The organism is Streptococcus sp. HMSC066E07, from assembly GCF_001814695.1.
Taxonomy (GTDB): domain Bacteria; phylum Bacillota; class Bacilli; order Lactobacillales; family Streptococcaceae; genus Streptococcus; species Streptococcus hominis.
The window spans coordinates 54,155-80,266 of record NZ_KV817463.1; the positions used below are offsets into that span (position 1 = coordinate 54,155).

At 40.0% G+C, this 26,112-nt stretch carries 24 protein-coding genes and 1 pseudogene; 20 read left to right on the top strand and 5 right to left on the bottom strand.

The annotated features are described in order from the left end of the window. Positions 1-10: 10 nt before the first annotated feature. The 3 genes from HMPREF2984_RS07295 (at position 11) to ahpF (ending at position 3,722) form a co-directional block, all read left to right on the top strand. Positions 11-1,507 carry a cell division site-positioning protein MapZ family protein gene (locus tag HMPREF2984_RS07295; RefSeq protein WP_070670909.1) on the top strand — a complete coding sequence of 499 codons (1,497 nt, stop codon included), beginning with the start codon at positions 11-13 and terminating at the stop codon, positions 1,505-1,507. Positions 1,508-1,611: 104 nt separating this feature from the next. Beyond that, positions 1,612-2,178, top strand: a complete 567-nt coding sequence (ahpC, locus tag HMPREF2984_RS07300) for an alkyl hydroperoxide reductase subunit C (protein ID WP_049533525.1) — start codon at positions 1,612-1,614, stop codon at positions 2,176-2,178. Between the two features lie 11 nt (positions 2,179-2,189). After that, on the top strand, positions 2,190-3,722 hold the full coding sequence (gene ahpF / locus HMPREF2984_RS07305; RefSeq protein ID WP_049533524.1) for an alkyl hydroperoxide reductase subunit F: 1,533 nt from the start codon (positions 2,190-2,192) through the stop codon (positions 3,720-3,722). A 196-nt stretch (positions 3,723-3,918) separates the two neighbouring features. Here the strand turns inward: ahpF and HMPREF2984_RS07310 are convergent, their stop codons facing one another. Further along, positions 3,919-4,401 carry an S-ribosylhomocysteine lyase gene (locus HMPREF2984_RS07310; RefSeq protein ID WP_003043493.1) on the bottom strand — a complete coding sequence of 161 codons (483 nt, stop codon included), beginning with the start codon at positions 4,399-4,401 and terminating at the stop codon, positions 3,919-3,921. A 216-nt stretch (positions 4,402-4,617) separates the two neighbouring features. On the opposite strand from HMPREF2984_RS07310, the gene HMPREF2984_RS07315 reads away from it, so the two are divergent. The 13 genes from HMPREF2984_RS07315 (at position 4,618) to HMPREF2984_RS07375 (ending at position 19,136) form a co-directional block, all read left to right on the top strand. Next, positions 4,618-6,225 carry a ribonuclease Y gene (locus tag HMPREF2984_RS07315; protein ID WP_070670911.1) on the top strand — a complete coding sequence of 536 codons (1,608 nt, stop codon included), beginning with the start codon at positions 4,618-4,620 and terminating at the stop codon, positions 6,223-6,225. A 164-nt stretch (positions 6,226-6,389) separates the two neighbouring features. After that, positions 6,390-7,016, top strand: a complete 627-nt coding sequence (gene gmk, locus HMPREF2984_RS07320; protein ID WP_049516857.1) for a guanylate kinase — start codon at positions 6,390-6,392, stop codon at positions 7,014-7,016. Positions 7,017-7,041: 25 nt separating this feature from the next. Next, positions 7,042-7,356: a DNA-directed RNA polymerase subunit omega gene (rpoZ, locus tag HMPREF2984_RS07325; protein WP_003031464.1), complete on the top strand. Its 315-nt coding sequence runs from the start codon at positions 7,042-7,044 to the stop codon at positions 7,354-7,356. Positions 7,357-7,414: 58 nt separating this feature from the next. Then, complete coding sequence (locus tag HMPREF2984_RS07330; protein WP_049533521.1) at positions 7,415-9,796, top strand: primosomal protein N'; 2,382 nt, start codon at positions 7,415-7,417, stop codon at positions 9,794-9,796. Positions 9,797-9,870: 74 nt separating this feature from the next. Further along, a complete protein-coding gene (fmt, locus tag HMPREF2984_RS07335; protein WP_003043285.1) occupies positions 9,871-10,806 on the top strand; it encodes a methionyl-tRNA formyltransferase in 936 nt (311 codons plus the stop codon). Further along, the gene (gene rsmB / locus HMPREF2984_RS07340; protein WP_070670913.1) at positions 10,796-12,109 is read left to right on the top strand and encodes a 16S rRNA (cytosine(967)-C(5))-methyltransferase RsmB; all 1,314 of its coding nucleotides are present in this window, start codon (positions 10,796-10,798) and stop codon (positions 12,107-12,109) included. The genes fmt and rsmB overlap by 11 nt, the downstream gene beginning before the upstream one ends. Positions 12,110-12,126: 17 nt before the next feature. Then, positions 12,127-12,867, top strand: coding sequence for a Stp1/IreP family PP2C-type Ser/Thr phosphatase (locus HMPREF2984_RS07345; protein WP_049533518.1), 741 nt, complete (start codon positions 12,127-12,129; stop codon positions 12,865-12,867). Beyond that, entirely contained in the window at positions 12,864-14,738 is a 1,875-nt protein-coding gene (pknB, locus tag HMPREF2984_RS07350; RefSeq protein ID WP_049533517.1) for a Stk1 family PASTA domain-containing Ser/Thr kinase, read from the top strand. The genes HMPREF2984_RS07345 and pknB overlap by 4 nt, the downstream gene beginning before the upstream one ends. Positions 14,739-14,998: 260 nt before the next feature. Continuing rightward, complete coding sequence (liaF, locus tag HMPREF2984_RS07355; RefSeq protein WP_003028409.1) at positions 14,999-15,697, top strand: cell wall-active antibiotics response protein LiaF; 699 nt, start codon at positions 14,999-15,001, stop codon at positions 15,695-15,697. Next, positions 15,694-16,689 (top strand): envelope stress sensor histidine kinase LiaS, encoded by a 996-nt coding sequence (locus tag HMPREF2984_RS07360; RefSeq protein ID WP_070670915.1) that lies wholly within the window; start codon positions 15,694-15,696, stop codon positions 16,687-16,689. The genes liaF and HMPREF2984_RS07360 overlap by 4 nt, the downstream gene beginning before the upstream one ends. 1 nt (position 16,690) lies before the next feature. Further along, entirely contained in the window at positions 16,691-17,323 is a 633-nt protein-coding gene (locus HMPREF2984_RS07365; protein ID WP_003028406.1) for a response regulator transcription factor, read from the top strand. Positions 17,324-17,362: 39 nt separating this feature from the next. Then, a complete protein-coding gene (locus tag HMPREF2984_RS07370; protein WP_070670917.1) occupies positions 17,363-18,763 on the top strand; it encodes a bifunctional Cof-type HAD-IIB family hydrolase/peptidylprolyl isomerase in 1,401 nt (466 codons plus the stop codon). A 1-nt stretch (position 18,764) separates the two neighbouring features. Further along, positions 18,765-19,136 carry a S1 RNA-binding domain-containing protein gene (locus HMPREF2984_RS07375; RefSeq protein WP_003028404.1) on the top strand — a complete coding sequence of 124 codons (372 nt, stop codon included), beginning with the start codon at positions 18,765-18,767 and terminating at the stop codon, positions 19,134-19,136. Positions 19,137-19,264: 128 nt separating this feature from the next. Here the strand turns inward: HMPREF2984_RS07375 and HMPREF2984_RS07380 are convergent, their stop codons facing one another. From HMPREF2984_RS07380 to recX, 3 genes are all read right to left on the bottom strand, one after another. Continuing rightward, a complete protein-coding gene (locus tag HMPREF2984_RS07380) occupies positions 19,265-19,582 on the bottom strand; it encodes a DUF960 domain-containing protein (protein ID WP_003043378.1) in 318 nt (105 codons plus the stop codon). 119 nt (positions 19,583-19,701) lie between these two features. Further along, complete coding sequence (locus tag HMPREF2984_RS07385) at positions 19,702-20,235, bottom strand: nucleoside tri-diphosphate phosphatase (RefSeq protein WP_003028401.1); 534 nt, start codon at positions 20,233-20,235, stop codon at positions 19,702-19,704. A gap of 86 nt (positions 20,236-20,321) precedes the next feature. Further along, a complete protein-coding gene (gene recX / locus HMPREF2984_RS07390; RefSeq protein WP_070670919.1) occupies positions 20,322-21,098 on the bottom strand; it encodes a recombination regulator RecX in 777 nt (258 codons plus the stop codon). Positions 21,099-21,135: 37 nt separating this feature from the next. Between recX and rlmD the strand changes: the two genes are divergently transcribed. Next, complete coding sequence (rlmD, locus tag HMPREF2984_RS07395) at positions 21,136-22,494, top strand: 23S rRNA (uracil(1939)-C(5))-methyltransferase RlmD (protein WP_070670921.1); 1,359 nt, start codon at positions 21,136-21,138, stop codon at positions 22,492-22,494. 1 nt (position 22,495) lies between these two features. Further along, positions 22,496-22,979, top strand: a pseudogene (locus HMPREF2984_RS09495) (cytidine deaminase). Positions 22,980-23,269: 290 nt separating this feature from the next. Here HMPREF2984_RS09495 and HMPREF2984_RS07400 read toward each other — a convergent pair. Further along, the gene (locus HMPREF2984_RS07400; protein WP_070670923.1) at positions 23,270-24,202 is read right to left on the bottom strand and encodes a nitronate monooxygenase; all 933 of its coding nucleotides are present in this window, start codon (positions 24,200-24,202) and stop codon (positions 23,270-23,272) included. 309 nt (positions 24,203-24,511) lie between these two features. Between HMPREF2984_RS07400 and HMPREF2984_RS07405 the strand changes: the two genes are divergently transcribed. Together HMPREF2984_RS07405 and HMPREF2984_RS07410 are read left to right on the top strand one after the other, a co-directional pair. Beyond that, positions 24,512-24,745, top strand: coding sequence for a DUF1858 domain-containing protein (locus HMPREF2984_RS07405; RefSeq protein WP_003025778.1), 234 nt, complete (start codon positions 24,512-24,514; stop codon positions 24,743-24,745). Then, on the top strand, positions 24,745-26,109 hold the full coding sequence (locus HMPREF2984_RS07410) for a DUF438 domain-containing protein (RefSeq protein WP_070670925.1): 1,365 nt from the start codon (positions 24,745-24,747) through the stop codon (positions 26,107-26,109). The genes HMPREF2984_RS07405 and HMPREF2984_RS07410 overlap by 1 nt, the downstream gene beginning before the upstream one ends. The last annotated feature ends 3 nt before the right edge of the window (positions 26,110-26,112 follow it).

The window sequence follows — 26,112 nt, forward strand, 5'->3', positions numbered from 1 at the left end:
AGGATTTGCCGTGAGTAAAGACGAAAAACATTTGCCAGAACAAGAAGAAAAAGAATCAATTCTTGATTTTGAAACAGCTAAAGAAATGACGATTGGTCAGGCTGCTCGAAAAAGTGAAGAACTTGAAGCAGGAGTGACGGAAGAGGACAATGTACTGGATAAATACATCAAACAGCATCGTCAAGAAATTGAAGCTGGAAAATTTTCGGCTCAATCCGCAGAAGAAATGCCTGAAGCAGAAGATCAAAAACAACTGAGCCAATTAGACTTGGCAGAATTTATCCAAGAGATGCACGAGGAGGTTCAAGAGGAAAAAATTCTAGAATCTGCAGAGGTGGCGTCTGAGGAGTCTGCCTTTGATGAAACAGTAGCTGCACTTGCAGCCAGCGAAGCGGAACCACAAGAAACTTCGGAAGAAAACAGTACACAAACTTCAGAGGAGCTAGGGGCTGAGACAAAAATAATGGAACCAATTCAGCCTGAAATGGATGATATTCCTGTGAGTTCAACTGAGTCAATGGAAAGCTATCCGACTTTTACAGCGTTGGATGAAGAAATGGAAACGGAGAAAGTTCCATTTTATAAAAATAAAAAAGTCGTGTATTCAGCAGTAAGTGTTATTGTACTGGCTTTAATCGGCGGAACAGCTTATCTGTCTTTGAACAAAAAGCAAGCGAAAACAACTACAACTTCAACGAGCCAAACAAGTAAATCTTCTACCGCTTCTAGCTCTGAAAATAAGGATTTGAAAGCTTTCAATAGCCTTTATGATTCATTCTTTACAGATGCCAATAAATTGGTTTTGAAAAACAGCAGTTTCGGAAACTTAAACAAACTAAAAGCAGCATTGGAAAAATTAAAAAACACTAACGAGTACAATGTTGCCAAAGCAAAATACGATAGCTTGGTCAAACAAGTTGAGGCTGTTCAAAATGTGAATGCACAATTCACTTCATCAGCTATTACAGATGGTGTTTTAGATACTAAAGCAAAGATTAAGGCTGATGCTAAATTTACAGATGTTACAACTGGAAATACCGACTTGGATAAGGTGTTGAAATCTGCTATTAGCTTAGGAAAGAGTCAACAAACCTCTGCTCCTCAATCTGAGGTTGCAGCTGCACCGTCACAAAGCTTCGCTCAAGCACCTGTAGCAGAACAACCAGCTTCTGTACCAGCGCAAGCAACTGCTCCAGCAGCACCAGCGTTAGGCACGAATTTACAGCGTCAGTTGAGCCGAGTACCATACGACCAAACTAAAATTAACGACAGTAATAATCCAGCTTGGAATTTCAATCCTGGTGTGTTAGAGAAAATCTTAGCAACTTCACGGGAACGTGGATATTTCACGGGAGATGATTATATTCTTGAACGTGTGAATATTATCAATGGAAATGGTTATTACAATCTATTTAGAACAGATGGCACGTATCTCTTTAGTATCAACTGCAAAACTGGCTATTTTGTAGGAAATGGCGCGGGTTATGCAGATGCTTTGGATTATTAGGAAACGTTTTCAAGCAAATTATTAGACTCTAAAAACCTTATACGCTATAATAAAACGTATAAGGTTTTTATTTTATAATTAAACTATTTTTGGAGGTAATCCTTATGTCACTTATTGATAAAGAAATTGTCGAGTTTACAGCAGATGCTTATCATGCTGGAAATGGGAAGTTTATCACAGTTTCTAGCGAAGATTTAAAAGGTCATTGGAGCGTTGTTTGCTTCTATCCTGCTGATTTTTCATTTGTTTGCCCGACTGAGTTGGAAGATTTGCAAGAGCAGTATGCAGCTCTTAAAAAGTTAGGTGTAGAAGTATATTCTGTTTCAACAGATACCCATTTTACACACAAAGCTTGGCATGATCATTCAGATGCCATCGGAAAACTTGAATACATTATGATTGGCGATCCATCTCATACCATTTCACTTGGTTTTGATGTGTTAGATGAAAGTGGATTGTCTCAACGTGGTACTTTTATCATTGACCCAGATGGAGTTGTACAAGCGCTTGAAATCAATGCAGACGGTGTTGGGCGTGATGCTTCTGTCTTGATTGACAAAATCCATGCTGCACAATATGTTCGGAGTCATCCAGGTGAAGTTTGCCCAGCTAAATGGAAAGAAGGAATTGAAACACTTACACCAAGTCTTGATTTAGTTGGTAAAATTTAAGGAGGCTTCTTATGGCTTTAGATGAAACAATTAAAGCGCAACTTAAGCAGTATTTGGAGCTTCTAGAATCTGATGTTGTGTTTCAGGCTTCTTTAGGTCAAGATGAGCGTTCTGAGCAGGTACGAGCTTTTTTAGAGGAAATCGTAGCGATGTCTCCACGTTTATCACTGGAAAATACAGAAACTAATCGCCAACCAAGTTTTACTGTTACACAAGTTGGTCAAGCAGGGCGTGTGCAGTTTGCAGGACTTCCCTTGGGACATGAATTTACATCTTTTGTGCTTGCTTTGCTACAAGTCTCTGGTCGCGCACCCAAAGTAGAAGATGCTGTTATAAACCGAATTCAGGCTATCCAATCCCCGCTTCATTTTGAAACTTATGTCAGCTTAACCTGTCATAATTGTCCAGACGTTGTGCAAGCTCTTAATGTGATGGCTATTTTGAATCCTAATATCAGCCACACAATGGTTGAAGGAGGCATGTTTAGACAAGAAGTTGAAGATAAAAAGATCATGGCTGTTCCAACGGTTTTCCTAAATGGTGAAGAATTTGCGAATGGTCGTATGACAATTGAGCAACTGCTTGATAAGATTTCTGGACCTGCTTCAAGTGAGGAATTTGACAATAAAGAACCATTTGATGTGTTGGTTGTTGGAGGCGGACCTGCAGGGAGCAGTGCAGCGATTTATGCCGCTCGTAAAGGCATTCGTACTGGTATGGTCGTTGAAACTTTTGGTGGACAGGTGATGGAGACCGTTGGTATTGAAAATATGATTGGTACTCCTTATACAGAAGGACCTAAGCTGATGGCGCAAGTAGAAGAACATGCAAAAAAATATCCAATTGATATCATGAAGAACCAACGTGTTAAAAACATCGAGAAAAAGGATTTGATTGAAGTGGAACTTGAAAATGGAGCTGTTCTGAAAGCGAAAACGGCAGTTCTTTCTGTTGGTGCTCGCTGGCGAAATGTCAATGTTCCTGGTGAAGAAGAATTCCGAACCAAAGGTGTAACTAATTGTCCACATTGTGACGGTCCTATTTTCACAGGTAAAAAAGTGGCTGTTATCGGTGGAGGTAATTCTGGAATTGAAGCAGCAATTGACTTAGCTGGTCTGGCAGAGCATGTTTATGTATTAGAATTTCTACCAACTTTGAAAGCTGATCAAGTGTTGCAAGACCGCGTGCATCAACTTGAAAACGTGACGGTTCTAACCAATGTAGCAACAAAAGAAATTCATGGTTCCGATCAAGTTGAAGCTATTACTTATCTCGATCGTGCGAATAATGAAGAACATAAAATTGAGCTCAGTGGTGTCTTTGTTCAAATCGGTCTTTTGCCAAATACAGACTGGCTTAAGAATAGCTCAGTGGCTTTAAATGAGCGTGGTGAAATCATTGTTGACAAACATGGTGCAACAAATGTGCCAGGAATTTTTGCAGCAGGTGATTGTACAGATAGCGCTTATAAACAAATCATTATTTCAATGGGTTCAGGAGCGACGGCAGCTTTGGGAGCATTTGATTATTTGATTCGTCAATAAAAAAAACGAGAGTGGGACAGAAATCAATCATTCGAAGAATGTGATTTCGTCGTCCCACTTTCCGCACAGTTGGTTAGGATAGCCGCTATCACCGGTATGATTAGGAATAAGGATATCCAACCAACCACTGCGTCTTGCAAGCTAAACTATAAAATGCATGAGGCTGGGAACTTTTGTCCCGACCTCATTTTTTAATTTACACAAGATGACGCTCGAAGGCATCATCGGAAATGCCCTTTTCTAAGATTAGTTTGCACCATTCTTTAGCGGAAAAGAGGCTGTGATCTTTGTAATTGCCACAAGATTCGATAGTCGTACCAGGAACATCATCCCAAGTGGTGATTTCAGCAATTTCCTCTAAAGAGGCTTTTATGACTTTGGCAATTTCGGTTGTACTATGTCGTCCCCACATAATCATGTGAAATCCTGTCCGACAACCAAAAGGTGAGCAATCAATCATACCATCAATGCGAGTACGAATGAGCTTAGCTAACAGATGTTCAATCGTATGAAGTCCAGCGGTCGGAATGGCATCTTCATTAGGCTGTACCAGACGAACATCAAAGTTGGAAATGATGTCCCCTTTAGGTCCCACCTCTTCGCCAATCAAGCGTACGTAGGGGGCTTTGACAATCGTGTGATCCAACTCAAAACTTTCAACAATGACTTCTTTGACCATAAATAGAACTCCTTTTATTTTTAATAAATTATACCATATTTTGCTCTAGCAAAGAAAAAATTTTCTGCTTAACAAAGCCTGTCAGGAAAAAGGATTCGCAAAAAAGAATGTGAAAACCGTCACGTATTTATAAGAATTTAGTTTGTGAAAAATGGATTTTTATGATAAAATAATTAAGAATTTTACAATTCAATATCAATAATTTGAGGTAAAAACATGGAAATGATTTTTGCAGGTGTTTTTGCCGTCATCATTGGTTTAGTCATTGGATATGTAAGTATTACAGCTCGCATGAAATCAGCGAAAGAAGCTGCGGAACTTACTCTTTTAAATGCTGAACAAGAAGCAACTAATTTACGTGGACAAGCTGAGCGTGAAGCGGATTTGTTATTAAAAGAAGTCAAGCGCGAAAGTAAATCCCTTAAAAAAGAAGCACTGTTAGAGGCAAAAGAAGAAGCCAGAAAATATCGAGAAGAAGTTGAGGCAGAATTTAAATCTGATCGTCAAGAATTGAAGCAACTTGAAAGTCGTTTGACAGAACGTGCGACAAGTCTTGATCGTAAAGATGACAATTTGACCAACAAAGAAAGAACACTCGATCAGAAAGAACAAAGTATTTCTGACAGAACAAAAAACCTTGAGGCGCGTGAAAACAAACTGACAGAGTTGGAGCAACACAAAGAAGCAGAATTAGAACGTGTTGCCGCACTCTCACAAACAGAAGCCCGAGATATTATTCTCACCCAGACTGAAGATAAGTTATCGAAGGAAATTGCGACACGGATTCGTGAAGCAGAGCAAGATGTCAAAGAACGTTCTGATAAAATAGCGAAGGATATTTTAGTCCAAGCCATGCAACGAATTGCAGGTGACTACGTTGCTGAGCAAACCAATTCAACTGTTCATCTGCCAGATGATACGATGAAGGGGCGGATTATTGGACGGGAAGGTCGGAATATTCGGACCTTTGAAAGTTTGACAGGTATTGATGTCATTATTGATGATACACCAGAAGTGGTGACCCTATCTGGATTCGATCCAATTCGTCGTGAGATTGCTCGTATGACAATGGAAGGATTATTGAAAGATGGTCGCATCCATCCAGCTCGTATTGAAGAATTGGTAGAGAAGAATCGTCTGGAAATTGATCATAAGATTCGTGAGTATGGTGAAGCAGCGGCTTATGAAATCGGTGCACCAAACTTACATCCGGATTTGATGAAGATTATGGGACGCTTGCAGTTCCGTACATCTTATGGACAAAATGTATTGCGTCATTCTGTTGAAGTTGCTAAGTTATCTGGTGTCATTGCAAGTGAACTCGGTGAAAATGCTAATTTAGCTCGCCGCGCTGGTTTTCTTCACGATATTGGCAAAGCCATTGACCGTGAAGTGGAAGGCAGCCATGTGGAAATTGGAACAGAATTGGCTCGTAAGTATAAGGAACATCCAATTGTGGTCAATACAATTGCCAGTCATCATGGTGATGTAGAACCGGAAAGTGTGATTGCAGTTATCGTGGCGGCTGCCGATGCACTTAGTGCAGCTCGTCCAGGTGCTCGTAGCGAATCCCTTGAAAGCTATATCAAGCGCCTGCAAGATTTGGAAGAAATTGCCAATAGTTTTGAAGGTGTGAAAAATAGTTTTGCTTTACAAGCGGGTCGTGAGATTCGGATTATGGTCAATCCTGGTCAAATCAAAGACGATAAGATTACTATTTTGGCTCATGATGTGCGTGAAAAGATTGAGAACAACCTCGAATATCCAGGTAATATCAAAGTGACGGTCATTCGGGAAATGCGTGCTGTGGATTATGCCAAATAGACATTACTAAGAATGAATGTTTATCTAGCTAATGTATAATTTTAGGCAAGTAAGAGTGACTTGCATTGTTTTCTCAAAAAACAAGCATCTACCTATGCTAAAAAGCAGTTGAAAAAATACTGCTTTTTTGTTACACTAGATAGAAAGACAATGAAGGAGATATGATGGCGGATCGTGGCTTGTTAATCGTTTTTTCTGGTCCCTCAGGTGTGGGGAAGGGAACGGTTCGACGTGAGATTTTTGAAAGCTCAGACAATCAGTTTCAATACTCTGTGTCCATGACAACTCGTGCTCAGCGTCCTGGTGAAGTAGACGGGATTGACTATTTTTTCCGTACGCGAGAAGAGTTTGAGGAGTTGATTCGGCAAGGTCAGATGTTAGAGTACGCAGAGTATGTTGGCAACTACTATGGAACTCCTTTGACCTATGTGAATGAAACTTTAGATAAAGGGATTGATGTTTTCCTTGAGATTGAAGTTCAAGGGGCGCTTCAGGTGAAGAAAAAAGTGCCGGATGCTGTCTTTATCTTTTTGACACCACCTGATTTGGCAGAATTGCAAGATCGCTTAGTGGGACGTGGAACAGATAGTGCCGAAGTAATCGCCAAACGCATTGCCAAAGCAAGAGAAGAAATTGCTCTCATGCGCGAATATGACTATGCGATTGTCAATGATGAAGTTCCCTTAGCAGCTGAGCGTGTCAAGCGCGTCATTGAAGCAGAGCATTTCCGCGTGGAACGTGTTATAGGTCACTATCAAGATATGTTGTCAGAACAACTTTCAGTAAGATAAGAATTTAGAAATTAGGTACAAGATTATGATGTTAAAACCTTCAATTGACACCTTGCTTGATAAGGTGCCTTCAAAATACTCCTTGGTAATTCTTGAAGCAAAACGTGCTCATGAATTGGAAGAAGGAGCAGCTCCGACTCAAGAGTTTAAGTCCGTCAAATCAACACTTCGTGCTTTAGAAGAAATCGAATCTGGCAATGTCGGGATTCACCCAGATCCTGAAGGCAAGCGAGAAGCAGTTCGTCGACGTGCTGAGGAAGAACGCTTGCGCAGAGAAGAAGAAGAACGTAAAATCAAAGAACAAATTGCCAAGGAAAAAGAAGAGGGTGAAAAGATTTAAGGTTGGGTCAGCTCAATCTTATTTTTTCTTTTACTGAGAAATGAGAGGTGGTGAGAATGTGCAACTTGCAAAAGTCATTGTGGATGTCCCTTTAATGCAGACCGATAAACCTTACAGTTATGCGGTTCCGAAAGAATTTTCAACTATGCTAGAAGTTGGTATGCGTGTGCATGTGCCTTTTGGGAAAGCCAATCGCTTGATTCAAGGGATTGTCGTAGAGCTGACAGAAGAAACGACACCAGAATTGAAAGAGATTGTAGAGGTTTTGGACTTTACGCCAGTTTTAAATGAGGAGCAACTGTGGTTGGCAGAAGAATTGAGAAAATCTGTCTTTTCTTACAAAATTTCAATTTTAAAAGCTATGTTGCCGGGATTTTTGAATTCTAGCTATGATAAGATTCTCCATGCGCAACCTTCTTTGAATGAACAAGATAGACTGCTTATTTTTGGCAATGAAGAGCAGCAACATTTCTTATCGCTTGATAAAGAGCTGCAAGCTAAGGTAATGCGTTTGACACGGCAAGGGGCGATTCAGGTAGAATACCAAGCGATAGATCAAAAGCATATTAAAACAGAAAAATGGTATCAAGTTAATCAAGGAATTTTGGAGCAGCTAGTCATTCCCCAACGAGCGAACAAAAAGCAAGCCTTGCGAGACGTTTTGCAAGCTCAGACTGCCATGTACCGTTTGGCGGATTTGAAAGAGCATTTTTCAAGAGAGGTCATTCATTATTTTGTGGAGCAAGAGGCTGTACAAATCATCGAAAAAGAAGTTAGTCGTTCTGAGGCTTATTTTGAAAATGTTGCAACGGATTCTGCACTGGTGCTAAATGAAGAGCAAGGAGCTGCGGTTCAAGCTATCACGCAGCAAATCGAGCATGGAGGTAAGCCGTTTCTGCTAGAAGGAGTGACAGGTAGCGGTAAGACAGAGGTTTATTTGCAAGTCATTCAAGAGGCGCTCAGCCGTGGCAAGACAGCCATTATGTTAGTGCCTGAAATCTCTTTGACACCGCAAGTTACTAATCGCTTTATTTCACGTTTTGGTAAAAAAGTTGCTATTCTTCATTCTGGACTTTCTAACGGTGAGAAATATGATGAATGGCGTAAGGTTGAGCGAGGAGAAGCACAAGTTGTTGTTGGTGCTCGTTCTGCTATTTTTGCTCCGTTAAAAAATATTGGTGCAATTATCATTGATGAAGAGCATGAAGCGAGTTACAAGCAAGACTCCAATCCACGCTATCATGCACGAGATGTCGCTTTACTACGTGCAAAGTACAATCAAGCCGTTCTGGTGTTGGGGTCGGCGACGCCGAGTTTAGAAAGCAGAGCGCGGGCTGGCAAAGGTGTGTATCACTTTTTGCAACTGACCAAGCGAGCCAAGCCGCAAGCTCAGATTCCTGAAGTGGAAATTGTGGATTTTCGTGATTATATTGGGCAAAATGAAGCTAGTAATTTCACGCCTATTTTGTTAGAAGCCATTCAAGACAAGCTAGATAGAAAAGAGCAGGTTGTCTTGATGTTGAACCGACGGGGCTATTCTAGTTTTGTCATGTGTCGTGAATGCGGAACGGTTGACACCTGTCCAAATTGTGATATTTCCTTGACCTTGCATATGGATACGAAAAGTATGAATTGTCACTATTGTGGTTTCTCAAAAGGGATTCCTCATACTTGTCCGAATTGCTCCAGTCGGAGCATTCGATACTATGGAACTGGGACACAAAAAGCCTACGGTGAATTAGCAGAAGCCTTTCCGCAAGCTCGAATTTTGAGAATGGATGTTGATACCACTCGTAAAAAGGGCAGTCACGAACAAATCTTAAAAGAATTTGGTGAAGGGCGTGCAGATATTTTACTGGGAACGCAGATGATTGCAAAGGGGCTGGATTTCCCGAATGTCACTCTTGTTGGAGTGCTCAATGCAGACACGGCTTTGAATTTGCCAGATTTTCGTTCATCTGAGCGCACCTTTCAACTCTTAACTCAGGTTGCTGGGCGTGCAGGACGAGCTGAAAAGGAAGGTCATGTGATTATTCAAAGTTACAATCCGAAGCATTATGCGATTACTTTTGCGAAAAATCAGGATTATGAGGGCTTTTATGCTTATGAAATGAGTATCAGAAAGCAGTTGGCCTATCCACCTTATTATTTTACGGTGGGACTTACCTTGTCTCATAAAATAGAAGCAGAGGTCGTCAAAAAGTCATACGAAGTCTTGAATATGATACGTTCTGGCTTGTCAGATAAGGTTCAGATATTGGGACCAACTCCTAAGCCGATTGCCCGCACTCACAACCTCTATCACTATCAATTGATTATTAAATACCGTTTTGAAGAACACTTGCAAGATGTGTTGAATCAGATTTTGGATTGGACGCAAGAAAAGATCAATAAAGACTTACGCTTGAGTATTGATCATGAGCCACAAAGTTTTATGTAGCCTTATTTTTAGCCTTTTTTAAAGAAATACACGACTTCTTCTGATATAATAGTAAAAAAGAATGTGAGGAAACCATGACAAACATTATTTTTATGGGAACGCCAGATTTTTCTGCAACAGTGCTCAAAGGATTATTGGAAAGCAAGCAGTACGAGATTTTGGCAGTTGTAACCCAGCCAGATCGTGCAGTAGGGCGCAAAAAAGAAATCCGTATGACGCCTGTTAAAGAACTGGCTTTAGACTATGGCTTACCCGTCTATCAGCCAGAGAAATTGTCTAAAAGTGCTGAATTGGATAGTTTGATGAATTTAAACGCTGATGGTATCGTCACAGCAGCTTTCGGTCAATTTCTACCAAGCAAATTGCTAGATTCAGTTTGTTTTGCCGTTAATGTGCATGCTTCTCTATTACCCAAATACCGCGGAGGAGCTCCCATTCACTACGCCATTATCAACGGTGACAAAGAAGCCGGTGTGACTATTATGGAAATGGTTAAAGAGATGGATGCGGGGGATATGATTGCGCATCGAGCGATTCCTATTGAGGAAACAGACAATGTTGGGACGATGTTTGAAAAGTTAGCACTTGTAGGACGCGATTTGTTGCTGGACACTTTGCCGAGCTATTTGTCTGGGGATATAAAGCCTGTTCCGCAAGACAAAAATCAAGTTACTTTTTCACCAAATATTTCACCAGAAGAGGAGAGAATTGACTGGACCAAGACCAATCGACAAATTTTTAATCAGATTCGAGGCATGTATCCATGGCCAGTCGCGCATACGCTTTTAAATGGAGACCGTTTTAAAATTTACGAAGCCACTCCAGTAGAAGGAGCTGGTCAACCAGGAGAAATTCTTGCTATCGGGAAAAAAGAATTGATTGTAGCAGCTGGTGAGGGTGCACTTTCTCTGAAAACAGTACAGCCAGCTGGAAAGCCCAAAATGACTATCGTTGATTTTCTGAATGGTCTGGGACGGCAATTATCAGTAGGTGATTTCTTTGGTCAATAAAATAAAAACAGCGCGGCAAACGGCTCTTGCAGTTTTAGAAGAAGTTTTTTCAGAAGGAGCTTATTCTAATATCGCTCTCAATCAGGCTTTGCTAGAAGTGCCTTTAAGTTCTGCAGACAAAGGACTTGTAACAGAAATCGTATATGGTACCGTTGCACGTAAAATCACTTTAGAATGGTATTTGTCTCATGTTATTGAAGATCGAGATAAGTTAGATTCTTGGCTTTATTTTCTCTTACTGATGAGCTTGTATCAGATACTGTATCTTGATAAAATTCCGGCGCATGCGGTCGTCAATGAAGCGGTAGAGTTGGCAAAGGTGCGAAAAAAGGGAAGCGAAAAGTTCGCCAATGCAGTACTGCGAGGATTATTGCGGGACGGTGTGGCAGATATAGGCAGTATTAAACGTAAAAACAAACGCTATTCTATTCAGTATTCTCTGCCAGTTTGGCTGGTTAAAATGCTGATTGAAGAGTACGGTGAAAAACGAGCTCTAGCCATTTTTGAGAGTTTATTTCTTCGGAATAAAGCCAGTGTTCGAGTGGGGGATTTAAGCCGTAAAGAAGAGTTGAAACAAGTGTTGCAGGCAGAAGATTCGCTATTAGCTCCGAGTGCGCTGGTGAAAAACCACGGTCATTTTGCAGGGCATGCCTTGTTTGAAGAAGGAGCTATTACTATTCAAGACGAGTCTAGCCAATTGGTTGCGCCAAGTCTTGAATTGCGCGGCGATGAAAAAGTGCTAGATGCATGCAGTGCGCCGGGTGGCAAAACCATGCACATTGCTTCTTACTTAACGACAGGGCAGGTAACGGCATTAGATCTCTATGAGCATAAGTTAGCTCTGATAAAAGAAAATGCACAGCGCTTAGGTGTGGCAGATAAAGTGATTACGAAAAAGCTAGATGCGAGAAAGGTTTTTGAAACTTTTGGGGCAGATGCCTTTGATAAAATTTTAGTCGATGCACCATGTTCAGGAATTGGCCTGATCCGACGGAAACCAGATATTAAATACAATAAAGAAAATGCAGATTTTGCCTCGTTGCAAAAAATTCAGCTTGAGATACTGGATAGTGTTTGTCAAAGCTTGCGAAAAGGTGGTATAATAACTTACAGTACCTGTACGATTGTTTCGCAAGAAAATTTTCAAGTTGTTGAGCAGTTTTTGGCAGCTCATCCAAATTTTAAACAGGTAAAACTAGAACATAATAGACAGGATATTCTAAAAGATGGCTGTATTTTAATTACGCCAGAATTATATGGAAGTGACGGATTTTTCATCAGTCAATTCAAACGAATATCCTAAAGGAGGAAACTGACAGTATGGAAATTTCATTATTAACAGATGTTGGTCAGAAGCGTACAAATAATCAAGATTATGCCAATCAATTTGTTAATCGTGCTGGTATGACAATGGTTCTTTTAGCAGATGGTATGGGAGGTCACCGTGCCGGTAATATTGCTAGTGAAATGGCAGTAACAGACCTCGGTGCTGCTTGGGTGGATACTCAAATTGATTCCATTAACGGTGTCCGTGAGTGGTTCGCAGAACATCTCGAAACAGAAAACCAAAAGGTTCACCAATTTGGTCAAGATGAAGAATATAAAGGCATGGGAACGACGCTTGAAGCCTTAGCGATTATTGGCAATCAAGCAATTTATGCTCATGTAGGGGATTCTCGTATTGGTTTGGTGCGTGGTGACAGCTACAGACAGTTGACGAGCGATCATTCTTTGGTGAATGAATTGCTCAAAGCAGGACAAATTACGCCTGAGGAAGCAGAACGTCACCCACAACGCAACATCATCACGCAATCAATCGGTCAAAGAGGCGAAGTGCAGCCTGATGTTGGCATGATTAGCTTAGAAGATGATGATTACATTATTTTGAATAGCGATGGTTTGTCCAATATGATTTCAGAAAGTGAAATTTATGATATTATGACAAGCGATATTGCTCTTTCAGAAAAAGCGGAAACCTTGATTCGCTTTGCAAATAATGCAGGCGGTTTGGACAATATTACAGTTGCCCTGATTCATTATCATAAGGAGGATGCAGAATGATTCAAGTCGGCAAGATATTTGCCGGACGATATAGAATCATCAAACAAATTGGTCGAGGAGGCATGGCAGATGTCTACTTGGCGAAAGACTTGATTTTAGACGGGGAAGAAGTTGCGGTTAAGGTTCTAAGAACCAATTACCAGACAGATCCGATTGCTGTAGCACGTTTTCAAAGAGAGGCGCGAGCCATGGCAGATTTGGATCATCCTCATATTGTCCGGATTACCGACATTGGAGAAGAAGAAGGCCAGCAATATCTAGCAATGGAGTATGTGGCTGGACTTGACTTGAAACGCTATATCAAAGAGCATGCTCCTTTGTCCAATGAAGAAGCGGTGCGAATCATGGGACAAATCCTTTTGGCGATGCGTTTGGCGCATACGCATGGGATTGTTCACCGTGATTTAAAACCTCAAAATGTCCTTTTAACTCCAGATGGCGATGCAAAAGTAACTGACTTTGGAATTGCAGTAGCTTTTGCAGAAACGAGCTTAACGCAAACCAACTCTATGTTGGGGTCTGTACATTATTTGTCACCAGAACAGGCGCGTGGTTCAAAAGCGACCGTTCAGAGCGATATTTATGCCATGGGGATTATTTTCTATGAAATGCTGACAGGTCACATTCCTTATGATGGGGATAGTGCTGTGACGATTGCCCTACAGCATTTCCAAAAGCCCCTACCGTCCATTATTGCTGAAAACCCAAATGTTCCACAAGCATTGGAAAATGTAGTCATCAAGGCAACGGCAAAAAAATTGACGGATCGTTATCAGTCAGTTGCAGAAATGTATGTGGATTTATCAAGCTGTTTATCTGCTGACCGTCGAAATGAGAAAAAGCTAGTTTTTGATGACACTGCTAAAGCAGACACAAAGACACTGCCGAAAGTATCACAAAATACCTTGACTTCTGCGACGAAGTCAACACCTGCTCCTACAAAAGAAGTAGTCAGTAGTACGCCTACGCCTACGCCAAAAGCAAAAAAGAAGCGCCGTTTAAGAACGCGCTATAAAGTTTTGTTATCAGCGGTGGTTTTAGTCATCGTAGCTCTGGTGGCTTTAGTCTATTTGAGTCCGTCAAATGTAAAAATCCCAGATGTTACTGGAAAAACTATTGCCCAAGCACGTTCTGCAATCGAAACTGCAGGTTTGAAAGTTGGCAAGGAAAAAGACGAATACAGTGATTCTGTTAAAAAAGATTCAGTTATTCGCACCAATCCAGAAGCGGGAACGCAACGTCGTGAGGGCAGTACGGTGGATCTGATTGTCTCAAAAGGGACTAAAACTTTTATTATGGAAGATTATAAAGGTCAGAAAAGAGCAGATGCTATCAACAATCTGGTACAAAAATACAAGGTTTCAAAAGGCTTGATTAAAATAGAAGAAGTTGAAAGTAGTGAGTATGCGGCAGGAACAGTTGTTGATCAAACACCAGCAGCAGGCAGCACTTATGATTTGACTTCAAAGACACGTATTACGTTAAAAGTAGCGAAGTCCGTTTCAAGTGTCACGATGCCAAGCTATATCGGCTCAACCTATGAATTTGCTTATAATAATTTGACGGAAGTGATTGGTATTCAAGGTGCGAATATTGAAAAACGTACGGTTACAACAGCTCCAGCGGGTACACAGGCAAATACGATTATCAGACAAACCCCAGAAGCTGGTCAGTCTTTGAATTTGAAGAGTGATCGCATTGTCTTATATGTATATGAGCCAAAAACCGAAGATTCTTCAACATCTGAAAGTAGTTCACAATCTAATAGCAGCTCAGATAAAACTAGCCCATCCTCTAGTAGTTCGTCAACTAGTGGTAATGATGGAAGCAGCTCAAAAACACCAGACACAAGTGCTAGTGCAAGTAATTAAAAAAGAGAGAGGATAAAATCGTAGTTTTGTTAAATCGATTTTCCCTCCCTCTTTTTTTGCACTCGTTTTACATCATTGGTAAACATTGCTTCTGCTCAATCAAGTTTATCCAGTATATTGTAATTAAAAATGTTAACTTCTAGGACTACAAACTAGAACTTGAAAATATTTTCTTTCAGTTCACTACCTTCTTTTCATACCTTAGCTGGAGGAATTTTTGTAAGTTTTTGATACAATAGAGTAAGAAAGGTATCGAGGCTATGAGAAAGATCCAATTTTTTATCTTTGTTGAATCTATTCTACTGACATTTGCATTAGTGACCATTTTGTCTGGCCATTTTTCGCGTGTTATTCTTTTTTTGGTGCTCTTCTTGCTATTGCTCTATTATTATTTTGGAAAACAAAGAGGAAATTTTCTGCTAGTAACCTCTACCATACTGCTTTTTTTCATTATTATGCTCAATCCTTATGTCATTGCTGCCTTGCTCTTTGCGGTCATTTATGGCATGATTGTAGCTTATCCTTATATTTATAAAGAAAATGGAGTGACAACTCTCATCTTTGATGATGCAGTAGAACAAAAACGTGAAAAAAATCAATGGTTGGGAAATCTTCATCATTTTGGTTCATCGGATACCTGCCGATTTGATGACATCAATCTTTTCCGTCTCATGGGGAAAGATACGATTCATTTGGAACAAGTCATTATCACAAACCATGACAATGTGATTATTTTTCGTAAATTTTTCGGAAATACAAAAATCATTGTGCCAGTTGATGTGGCAGTCAGCCTGAAAGTGAATAATCTATATGGTGAATTGCAGTTTTTAGATCAACCTGTCTATGAATTGCGAAATGAAAGTATCAGCCTAACGACACCGGACTTCAAGCGAGCACATAAAAGCGTCAAAATTGTCCTGTCAACGTTTGTAGGGAATGTTGAGGTGGTTCGCAAATGAAAAAAGTCTACTATCTTTTGATTAGCTTTTATTCCCTACTCATTTTAGGAATTATTATTCATTATATTTTTAGTCTATTTAATTTTGACTGGCAACTGATTTTTAGTAATGTAGAGCGGTTGGAAAAGTTCAGTTTCTTTGTAATTGTGCTGACTTTATCTCTGACGATGCTGATGATTTTAGGTGTTAAAGTGATTCAAATGGTCACTTTGTCGGCCATTCAGACAAACTTGAAAAATGTTTTAGAAGGTCGAGAATTGCAAGAAATTCATCAGCCTGAAATTGATGCCTCTTTTCGGCAGGTTTCAGAGAAATTGACTCATTTGACAGAAAATCTGCAAAAGTCAGAGAACCGTGCCCTGCAAAATGAGGAGACGATTATTGAGAAAGAGCGCAAGCGAATTGCGCGTGACTTACATGATACGGTCAGTCAAGAGCTTTTTGCTGCCAATATGATTTTATCAGGTGTGACAGGTCAAGTGGAGAACTTAGATACGGATAGCTTATCAAAACAATTGACAGGCGTATCAGGAATTTTAAATACTGCCCAAAGGGATTTGCGTATCTTGCTTCTACATTTGAGACCGACAGAGTTGGAGGGGAAGAGCTTAGTTGAAGGGCTGAACCTCATCTTGAAAGAGCTATCAGATAAAAGCGATATTGAGGTGAGTTTTCACCATGATGTTCAAAAATTACCGAAACAGATTGAGGAGCATATTTTTAGAATTGCTCAGGAAATTATCAGTAATACGCTCCGTCACGCCAATGCGAATCATTTAGATGTTTATTTGTATCAAACTCGGAATGAATTGCTGTTGAAAATGACAGATGATGGGATTGGCTTTGAGCATACCTCATCTGATGAATTGAGCTATGGTTTGAAAAATATGGAAGAAAGAGTAAATGACATGGCAGGAACAATGCAGATTTTAACCGCTCCGAAGCAGGGAGTGGCAATTGACATTCGTGTGCCATTATTGAAAGGAGCTTAGGATGCAGATTTTATTAGTAGATGACCATGAAATGGTAAGACTTGGCTTGAAAGGTTATTTGGATTTACAAGACGATGTGGATGTAGTGGCAGAAGCTTCAAATGGTCGCGAAGGAGTTGAAAAAGCTTTGGAGTTGCACCCAGATGTGATTATGATGGACATTGTCATGCCTGAAATGAATGGGATTGAAGCGACGCTTGCCATTTTAAAAGAATGGCCTGAAGCTAAAATTCTCATTTTGACTTCTTATTTGGATAATGAAAAAATTTATCCAGTTTTAGATGCGGGTGCTAAAGGATATATGCTAAAAACTTCTAGTGCTGATGATATTTTACGAGCGGTCCGAAAAGTAGCCAAGGGTGAACTTGCTATTGAAACAGAGGTCAGCCAAAAAGTAGAATATCATCGAAATCATATTGAATTGCACGAAGATTTGACCGCGCGTGAGCGAGATATTTTAGGACTACTGGCAAAAGGTTATGAAAATCAACGCATAGCAGATGAGTTGTTTATTTCTTTAAAGACAGTGAAAACACATGTGTCCAATATCTTATCAAAGCTAGAGGTGAGTGACCGTACACAAGCTGTTGTTTATGCTTTCCAACATCACCTTGTCCCACAAGATGACATTTAGTGGTATAATAGAAAACAGAATAATTGCTAGAGGGAGATTATGGACGCAAAATTAAAGTATAAAGCCAAGAAAATCAAAATCGTCTTTTTCGATATTGATGATACGTTGCGGGTGAAAGATACTGGCTACATTCCGGACTCTACCAAAACGGTGTTTAAACAGCTAAAAGAAAAAGGAATTTTGACAGGAATTGCTTCAGGGAGAGGGATTTTTGGTGTAGTGCCAGAGCTGAAAGCATTGCAGCCGGATTTCTTTGTCACCTTAAATGGGTCCTATATTGAAGATAAAGCAGGAAAGGTTATTGCGCAAACCCCGATTGATCGAAATTTAGTAAAAACTTATATCGCTTGGACGAAGGAAGTTGGGATTGACTTTGGTCTCGTTGGTAGTCATGAGGCAGCGCTTTCGACGCGAACACCGCTTATTGATGAAGCCATTGATATTGTTTATCCTAATTTACCTATTCAGCCGGATTTTTATCAAGATCACAACATTTATCAAATGTGGACATTTGAAGATGTTGGAGATAGCTTGCAATTGCCTAAAGAGTTAGAAGAACATCTACGATTGGTTCGCTGGCATCCGCATTCATCAGATGTAGTTCTAACAAATGGTTCAAAAGCATCTGGAGTTGCGACAGTTGTGGAGCATCTAGGGTTGAAGCCTGAGAATGTGATGGTTTTTGGAGATGAACTCAATGATTTAGAATTGTTTGATTATGCAGGTATCAGTATTGCTATGGGCATTTCCCATGAAAAGATCAAAGCAAAGGCTGACTTTGTGACAAAAAAAGTAGAAGAAGATGGTATTTTTTATGCTTTGGAGGAATTAGGAATGATAGAAAAAGAATTACATTTTCCACAAGTAACGATGGAAACAGCAGAAGGACCGAAAGCGACTATTAAAACCAACCACGGTGATTTGAAATTTCAATTATTTCCAGAACAGGCACCGAAGACAGTGGCTAATTTTATCGCTTTATCAAAAGATGGCTACTATGATGGCGTGATTTTCCACCGGATTATCAAGGATTTCATGATTCAAGGTGGTGATCCAACTGGTACGGGTATGGGTGGCGAATCTATTTATGGAGAAAAGTTTGAGGATGAATTTTCTCCGGAACTGTACAATATCCGTGGTGCACTTTCGATGGCCAATGCTGGTCCGAACACAAATGGCAGTCAATTTTTCATCGTGCAAAATAGCAAGATTCCTTATGCACAAAAGGAATTGGAACGTGGTGGTTGGCCGACACCAATTGCTGAGATCTATGCAAGCAATGGTGGAACGCCGCATTTGGATCGCCGGCATACTGTGTTTGGTCAATTGCTAGACGAGGCTTCTTATCAAGTGTTAGATAAGATTGCGGCAGTTGAAACTGGTGCAATGGATAAACCGCTTGAGGATGTCGTGATTGAAACCATTGAAATTGAGGATTGAGATGAAAATTGGTGAAAAACTAAAAGGCCGAATTACTGGTATTCAGCCTTATGGTGCTTTTGTGGAACTAGAAACGGGTGCCATGGGATTGATTCATATCTCAGAAATTCGGACAGGCTATATCGAAAATATCCATGAAATTCTGCATGTTGACGATCAGGTCTTGGTGCAAGTGATGGACTATGATGAATTTTCAGGCAAGGCTAGTTTGTCAATGAGAACTCTGGAAGAAGAGAAGCATCATTTACCTAAACGCCATCGCTTTTCAAATGACCGTTACAAGATTGGTTTTGCACCGCTCGCTAAAAATTTGCCGACTTGGACCAAGGAAGCAATGGATTTTCTGAATCAATCAAAAGAAGAAACCAAATGACAAGAATTGTGATATTTTCATATAAAAGACCCCCTCAATAAGAGAGCATTGTATCTTATTGAGGGGGTTATTTATTCTCATACATTTTCAGGTGGATATCAATTCTGTATTCTTTGTTCAAACCACTATCACATTAAAGCATATTCATCTGGCAGCATGATGGTTTCTTTGCCATTATTGTCAGTCACAAAGATTTCTCGTGGAAAAAATGGATCGAAAGCGTCATTAAAATCAAAAGAGACAGTAGTTGACAGACTTGCCTCGGAAAATCGAAATGTTAATTTTCCTTGATGGTTGATGAGTTCGAATCGAAGAAGTTCATCTAATTCAAACACACCTTTTAAAAAATTATCAATGATGTACCAGAAAGAATCAATAATGTCATCTGGCAAACTTGTTACAACGCCAAAGCTGGCATAACGTCCACGTGTATTTGTAAAAGCCATTGTTTCTTCCTTTCTGTGCTCATTCATCAAAGTATTTTCTATATGATACATAAAATAAGCTTGAATTGCAAGAAATTGTTCTTTGAAAATCAAAAAGGACCAGAGGTCCCTTGACAACTTTAGCGATTCTTTAGCTCTACATAACGTTTGTACCAAATATTGACATAGGCCTGTGAAAAAGGTCCACGCTCATTATTAATCCAGTCTACTAAGATTTTTACATTTTCTTTGAGAATGTAATCTAAATCATTGGAGTAGCTCATCTGCCGTTTGTGGCGCTCGTATTCATCTACATCCAGCAATCGCTTTTCACCATTGGTGAAGACTTTGACGTCTAAATCATAATCTATGTATTTTAATGCTTCTGCATCAAGATAATAGGGGCTGGCTAGATTGCAATAGTAGGAAATCCCATTTTCGCGGATCATAGCGATAATGTTAAACCAATATTTTTTATGGAAATAGACAATAGCTGGCTCACGTGTCACCCAACGCCGCCCGTCACTTTCTGTGACCAAGGTATGGTCGTTGACACCAATAATGGCGTTTTCAGTTGTTTTTAGTACCATGGTGTCGCGCCAAGTGCGGTGCAGACTTCCATTATGCTTATAACTTTGAATTGTAATAAAGTCGCCTTCTTTTGGAAGCTTCATAATCTACCAACTTTCTACAATTTATCAGGTTATCGCTTTTATTGTAACATATTTTCATGAAAAAACATAAATAAACCTTACATTTTTTATAGATATTCTTTGAGAGCGCTCGCAATATCAGAAAAATCAAAGCCTTTGCGTGCGAGTGCTTGAGTAAGGCGTTGCTTTAAATCATAGCCGTCGTATTTTTTGGAATACTTGCGGTATTGTTTGTCTAATTCTTTGTAAAGCAATTCTTGTTGTTTTTCGTCATCGTTTTCTATGGTAAGGCTTTGATAAGCTATTTTTGCTTCTTCATAGGAAAAGCCTTTATTGATGAGCTGTTGTAAGATTTTATCGTGAAGCGCTTTTTCTGGGAGCTTCCCTTGATATTTTTTGAGTAATTTTTGAGCAACTGTTTCTGCTAGGTTTGTAAAATCGTGTTGATGCAACTCATCATCAATTATAGAAACAGCAATTCCTTTTTTCATTAACTTTTGCTTGAGCGCATATGCACCTTTGTCTCCTGAGAGAAGATTGGAATGGATAAATGAATGAGTATATTTGGCATCATCTAGCCAGTTGTCTTTTTTTAAGTTGTCAATAACGTGAACAATCGTTTCCTCTTCCATGTCGTGCTTGCGCAAATAATCATTGACTTCCTTTACAGTACGCTGCTTGAAAGAAAGATGATACAGTGCCAGATTTTTTCCATAAGAAAATTGAGCATATTCTTGGATTTCTTTCAGCTCTTGCTCAGTAATGTTCATACCTTTTGACAACATAAAATGAACAATGGTATCTTCGGTGACATACAGTTTTTCCGTTTCGTCCAGCTCTAAGAGATAAAGCCGCTTTTTCTTTTCAATTTTTGTAATTTTCATGATTCTATTATACCTCAAAATATGGTAAGATAGGCTTATGAATCTGAAAGTAAAACAAAAAATCCCCTTGAAAATCAAAAAAATGGGAATCAACGGGGAAGGGATTGGATTTTATAAAAAGACATTGGTCTTTGTGCCAGGTGCTTTAAAAGGTGAGGATATTTTTTGTCAAATCACGACGGTTAAGCGTAATTTTGTCGAAGCAAAACTGTTGACGATTAACAAACGCTCCAAGTATCGAGTAGAGTCTCCTTGTGAGATTTATGAAAAATGCGGGGGCTGCCAGATTATGCACTTGCATTATGACAAACAGTTAGAATTTAAGGCTGATTTGCTGCGACAGGCTTTGAAAAAATTTGCGCCAGCTGGTTATGAAAACTACGAGATTCGTCCAACGATTGGCATGCAAGAACCACTTTACTATCGGGCTAAGCTTCAATTTCAGACACGGAAATTAGGAGATGAAGTCAAAGCAGGGCTTTATGCGCAGAATTCCCATTGTCTGATTTCTTTGAAAAACTGTTTGGTTCAGGATAAGGTAACGCAGAAAATCATCAATAAAGTGGCTCTCCTTTTGGGAAAGTACAATCTTCCTATTTATGATGAGCGAAAAAATGCCGGCGTTCGGACAGTTATGATTCGCCGAGCTCGGAAAACAGGTCAGGCGCAGATGATTTTTGTCACGGGAAAGAAGTTGGACTTTTCTCCGGTCATTCGCGATTTGACAGCAGAATTTCTAGAGTTGGAAACAGTAGCGGTCAATTACCATACGACAAAATCAAGCGAAATCTATGGAGACAGGACGGAGATTATCTGGGGGAAAGAGACCATTCAGGAAGGTGTTTTGGATTACGAGTTTTCCTTATCGCCTAGGGCTTTTTACCAGCTCAATCCAGAGCAAACAGAGGTGCTTTACAGTGAAGCAGTTAAGGCTCTGGATGTCGATTCAGAGGATTGTCTGATTGATGCTTATTGTGGCGTGGGAACGATTGGCTTTGCTTTTGCTAAAAAAGTAAAGTCTCTTCGTGGCATGGATATTATACCAGAAGCTATTGAGGATGCTAAGCGAAATGCCAAGAAAATGGGGTTTGACAATGCTTATTATGAGGCTGGGACTGCTGAAAGTATTATTCCTCGCTGGTATAAGGAAGGCTATCGAGCAGATGCCTTGATTGTGGATCCGCCACGGACTGGTTTGGATGAAAAACTGCTTGAAACGATTGTTCGCTATGCACCGAAGAAAATGGTTTATGTCTCCTGTAATGTCTCTACTCTAGCTAGAGATTTGGTGCAATTGAGCAAGGTTTACGATGTTCATTATATTCAATCTGTGGATATGTTTCCACACACAGCTAGGACCGAGGCTGTAGTGAAGTTGATAAGGAAAGAGGGTTAGAATGGATATTTGGGAAAAATGCATGAAGAAGCCAAGGAGTTCTATGATCTGCATGAGGTATCGCCCTTTGTGTACGCTAATCATGTTGTAGCAGCTATTGAAGCAGAGGACGGAAAGATTTATATCGGCTTTTGCTTTGCTCCAACAACTTGAGGACTGTTGGAGGTTGCAGATAAAATCAACGAAGTTGGTATAATAAATGTAGTGTCTTTCATCTCTGTGCTGAAAGGGCAGCAGCTTTTAATATGTATCAGTATTCTGGGCAGACAAAAATGAAACGAGTATTGGCTTTTCGTGATAAACCGTCTTATGGTGGAGGTTCTGGTATGCCTTGTGGGGCATGTAGAGAATTTTTAATGGAGTTGAATCTTGAGAATCGTCATTTAGAGTTTATGTTGGATTTTGAAAAACGAGAAACGATTACTTTGGGAGAACTCATGCCTTACTGGTGGGGACAGGAACGTACTGAAAATGACGGAAAATGATATGAAACACTTTTACTGTATGTTAGAATAATGTACAAGGTACCTCCTAACAACGAAAGTTCAAAGGATCAGGATGTAAAAATTGCAAAGAAGGTATCCTGTAGCAATACTATTGATATTTTATAGCGTTTGGTAAATGGGATAGAATGACTTGTTCATGAGTGAGTCTAGTTTGAAGCAGATGATAAATAGGCGACAGAAGTTGAGCAACTAAAATGAAACGCAAATATTTTAACTGCTTCAGCAATAGAAAAACTTGTAGAGATTATTTTCTACAAGTTTTTTCTATTTTACAAGGAAATCTCTGTATTTTCCAATACTTTTTGTGCATCTGAGACGATTGTTTCAATGATTTCTTTGCATGGTCGGATTTCTTTTATCATACCAGCAATTTGACCGCACATCATGGAGCCGTTTTTGGCATCTCCGTCATATACAGCTTTTGAGAGAGCTCCGATAGTAATCTCTTCCAATTCCTCACGGCTGGTACCTTTATTTTCAAGCTCTATATAATGGTCTGTCATTTCGTTTCGGATACAACGAACGGGGGCACCCGCCCTCCTGCCTGTGACAGCTGTATCTGTATCATTTGCCTTGAGAACGGCTTCTTTATAACTTTCAGCGATTGGACATTCTTTGGATGCGAGAAACACAGTACCGAGTTGAGCTCCTTGTGCACCTAAAACGAAAGCAGCGGCAAGTCCACGACCGTCTGCAATACCTCCTGCACCAATTACGGGAATATCAACCGCATCAGCGATTTGTGGCAGCAAAGCCATGGTATTGGTGCTACCGATATGACCACCCGCTTCAGCTCCTTCAGCGATAACAGCGTCAACACCTAATTCCTGCATTTTTTTAGCATGTTTCACGCTGGCAATGACCGGAATAACCTTGATACCTGCTTCTTTGAGAGCAGGCAGAATAAATTTAGGGGTGCCAGCACCAGTTGTCACAACAGGAACTTTTTCTTCGATGATAACATTCACAAGCTCTTCGATGTTTTTCAGCATCAGCATCACATTAACAGCGAATGGTTTGTCTGTGAGTTTACGCAATTCACGAATTTCTTCGCGCAATTGGTCGCCAGTCATACCACCTGAAGCAATAATCCCCAAGCCACCCGCTTCTGAAACAGCAGCAGCCAACTGATAGTGAGAAATTTGCGCCATAGCACCTTGAAAAATTGGATATTTGATGTTTAATAAAGTTGTAATAGACATACTATCTCCTTCATCCTGTTTTTGAAATTATTATATCACGATTATAAAAACGTTTTCAAATCCGTGATTTAATAAATTTTCTTTTGTTTGTGAAATATTTTGCTTTAAAAAGAGGGGCTATCAATTATTTTATTTGTGAAAAATACAGAATCATTTTATTATAATAATTACTTATACTATATTAAAAATAGTTATAGATACTTAATTCAGAAAAATGGAATGAGGCAAAGATAAGGAATGTGTTGATTTTGCTTAGAAAGCAACTGTATTTTGTGTTATAATAATAGAAAAATGTTCATGAGGTGAGAAATGGACAATATCATTGATGTCTCCATTCCTGTAGCAGAAGTAGTGGATAAACATCCGGAAGTGCTAGAAATTTTGGTGGAGCTTGGTTTTAAACCGCTTGCCAATCCAATCATGCGCAATACGGTTGGTCGCAAGGTGTCGTTAAAGCAAGGTTCTAAGTTAGAGGGAACCCCTATGGATAAAATTGTTATGACATTGGAAGCAAATGGCTATGAAGTGGTGGGGCTAGACTAATGGCAGATGAACGAATTGAAATTTTGAAATCTATTTTGCTGGATTTGCATCATGGTGCAAATCCAGAAGAGGTTCAAGAGCAGTTTAACAAGTATTTTACAGGCGTTTCGGCTATTGAGATCAGTCTTATGGAGCACGAACTGATGAACTCGGATACGGGTGTAACCTTTGAGGATGTTATGTCGCTTTGCAATGTTCATGCGAATCTTTTTAAGGGAGCAGTGAAAAATGTAGAAGTTGCAGATACAGATCATCCAGGGCATCCAGTTCAAATTTTTAAGCAGGAAAATCTAGCTCTTAGAGCTGCTCTGTTGCGGATTCGGCGCCTCCTTGATACCTATGCTCAAACAGATGATGCAGAAATGAAGACAGAGTTGGAAAAGGGACTGATGCGCCAGCTGGACTTGGTCGGTCAATTTGACATTCATTATCAGCGCAAGGAAGAGCTGATGTTTCCGATTATGGAGAAATACGGTCATGACTCACCGCCCAAAGTCATGTGGGGTGTGGACGACCAGATTCGAGAGCTTTTTTGCGAAGCGAAGACTGCTGCTGAAGATTTGTCTAACCTAGGTATTGAGCAAGCTAGAGCAACATTTGAAAATTTTGCGGCTGAGTTTGAAGCGATGATTTTCAAGGAAGAATCCATCTTGCTTATGATTTTGCTGGAATCCTTCACACAGGACGATTGGCTGAAAATTGCAGAAGAAAGTGATGCTTACGGCTATGCGATTATCAAGCCGGCTGAGAAATGGATGCCAGCTCGTCAATCATTCACGGAGGCAGAAAAAGAGGCTGCTGAGAAGACTGAAAGCGAAGCGGCAGCTAGTGAGGAGCTTGTGTCAGACGGTACTATTCAGCAGGTCATTGAGACACTTGATGGGCAGGTCACCATTTCTTTTAAGCCAAAAAAGAAAAAGGCAGAAAACAATTTTGATCGACAGACCCAACAGTCTTTTGGACATGGCTATTTGTCAGTGGAAGAGGCAAATCTAATCTTGAATCATCTGCCGATGGAGATTACCTTTGTCAATAAGGAGGATATTTTCCAGTACTACAATGACAGTGTGCCAGCTGATGAGATGATTTTTAAACGGACGCCGAGTCAAGTGGGGCGCAATGTCGAGCTGTGCCACCCGCCTAAGTTTTTGGAGAAAGTTCGCTTTATTTTTAAGGAATTGCGCGAAGGCAAGCGAGACAAGTTTGTTATGTGGTTCAAATCTGAGTCGCGAGGCAAATTTGTCCATGTGACGTATGCAGCAGTACGAGATAAAGCAGGAGAGTTTCAAGGGGTGCTGGAATATGTCCAAGATATTCAACCTTTCCGTGATATTGAAGAAGATTTCTACCGAGGAGTAGATTAGAAG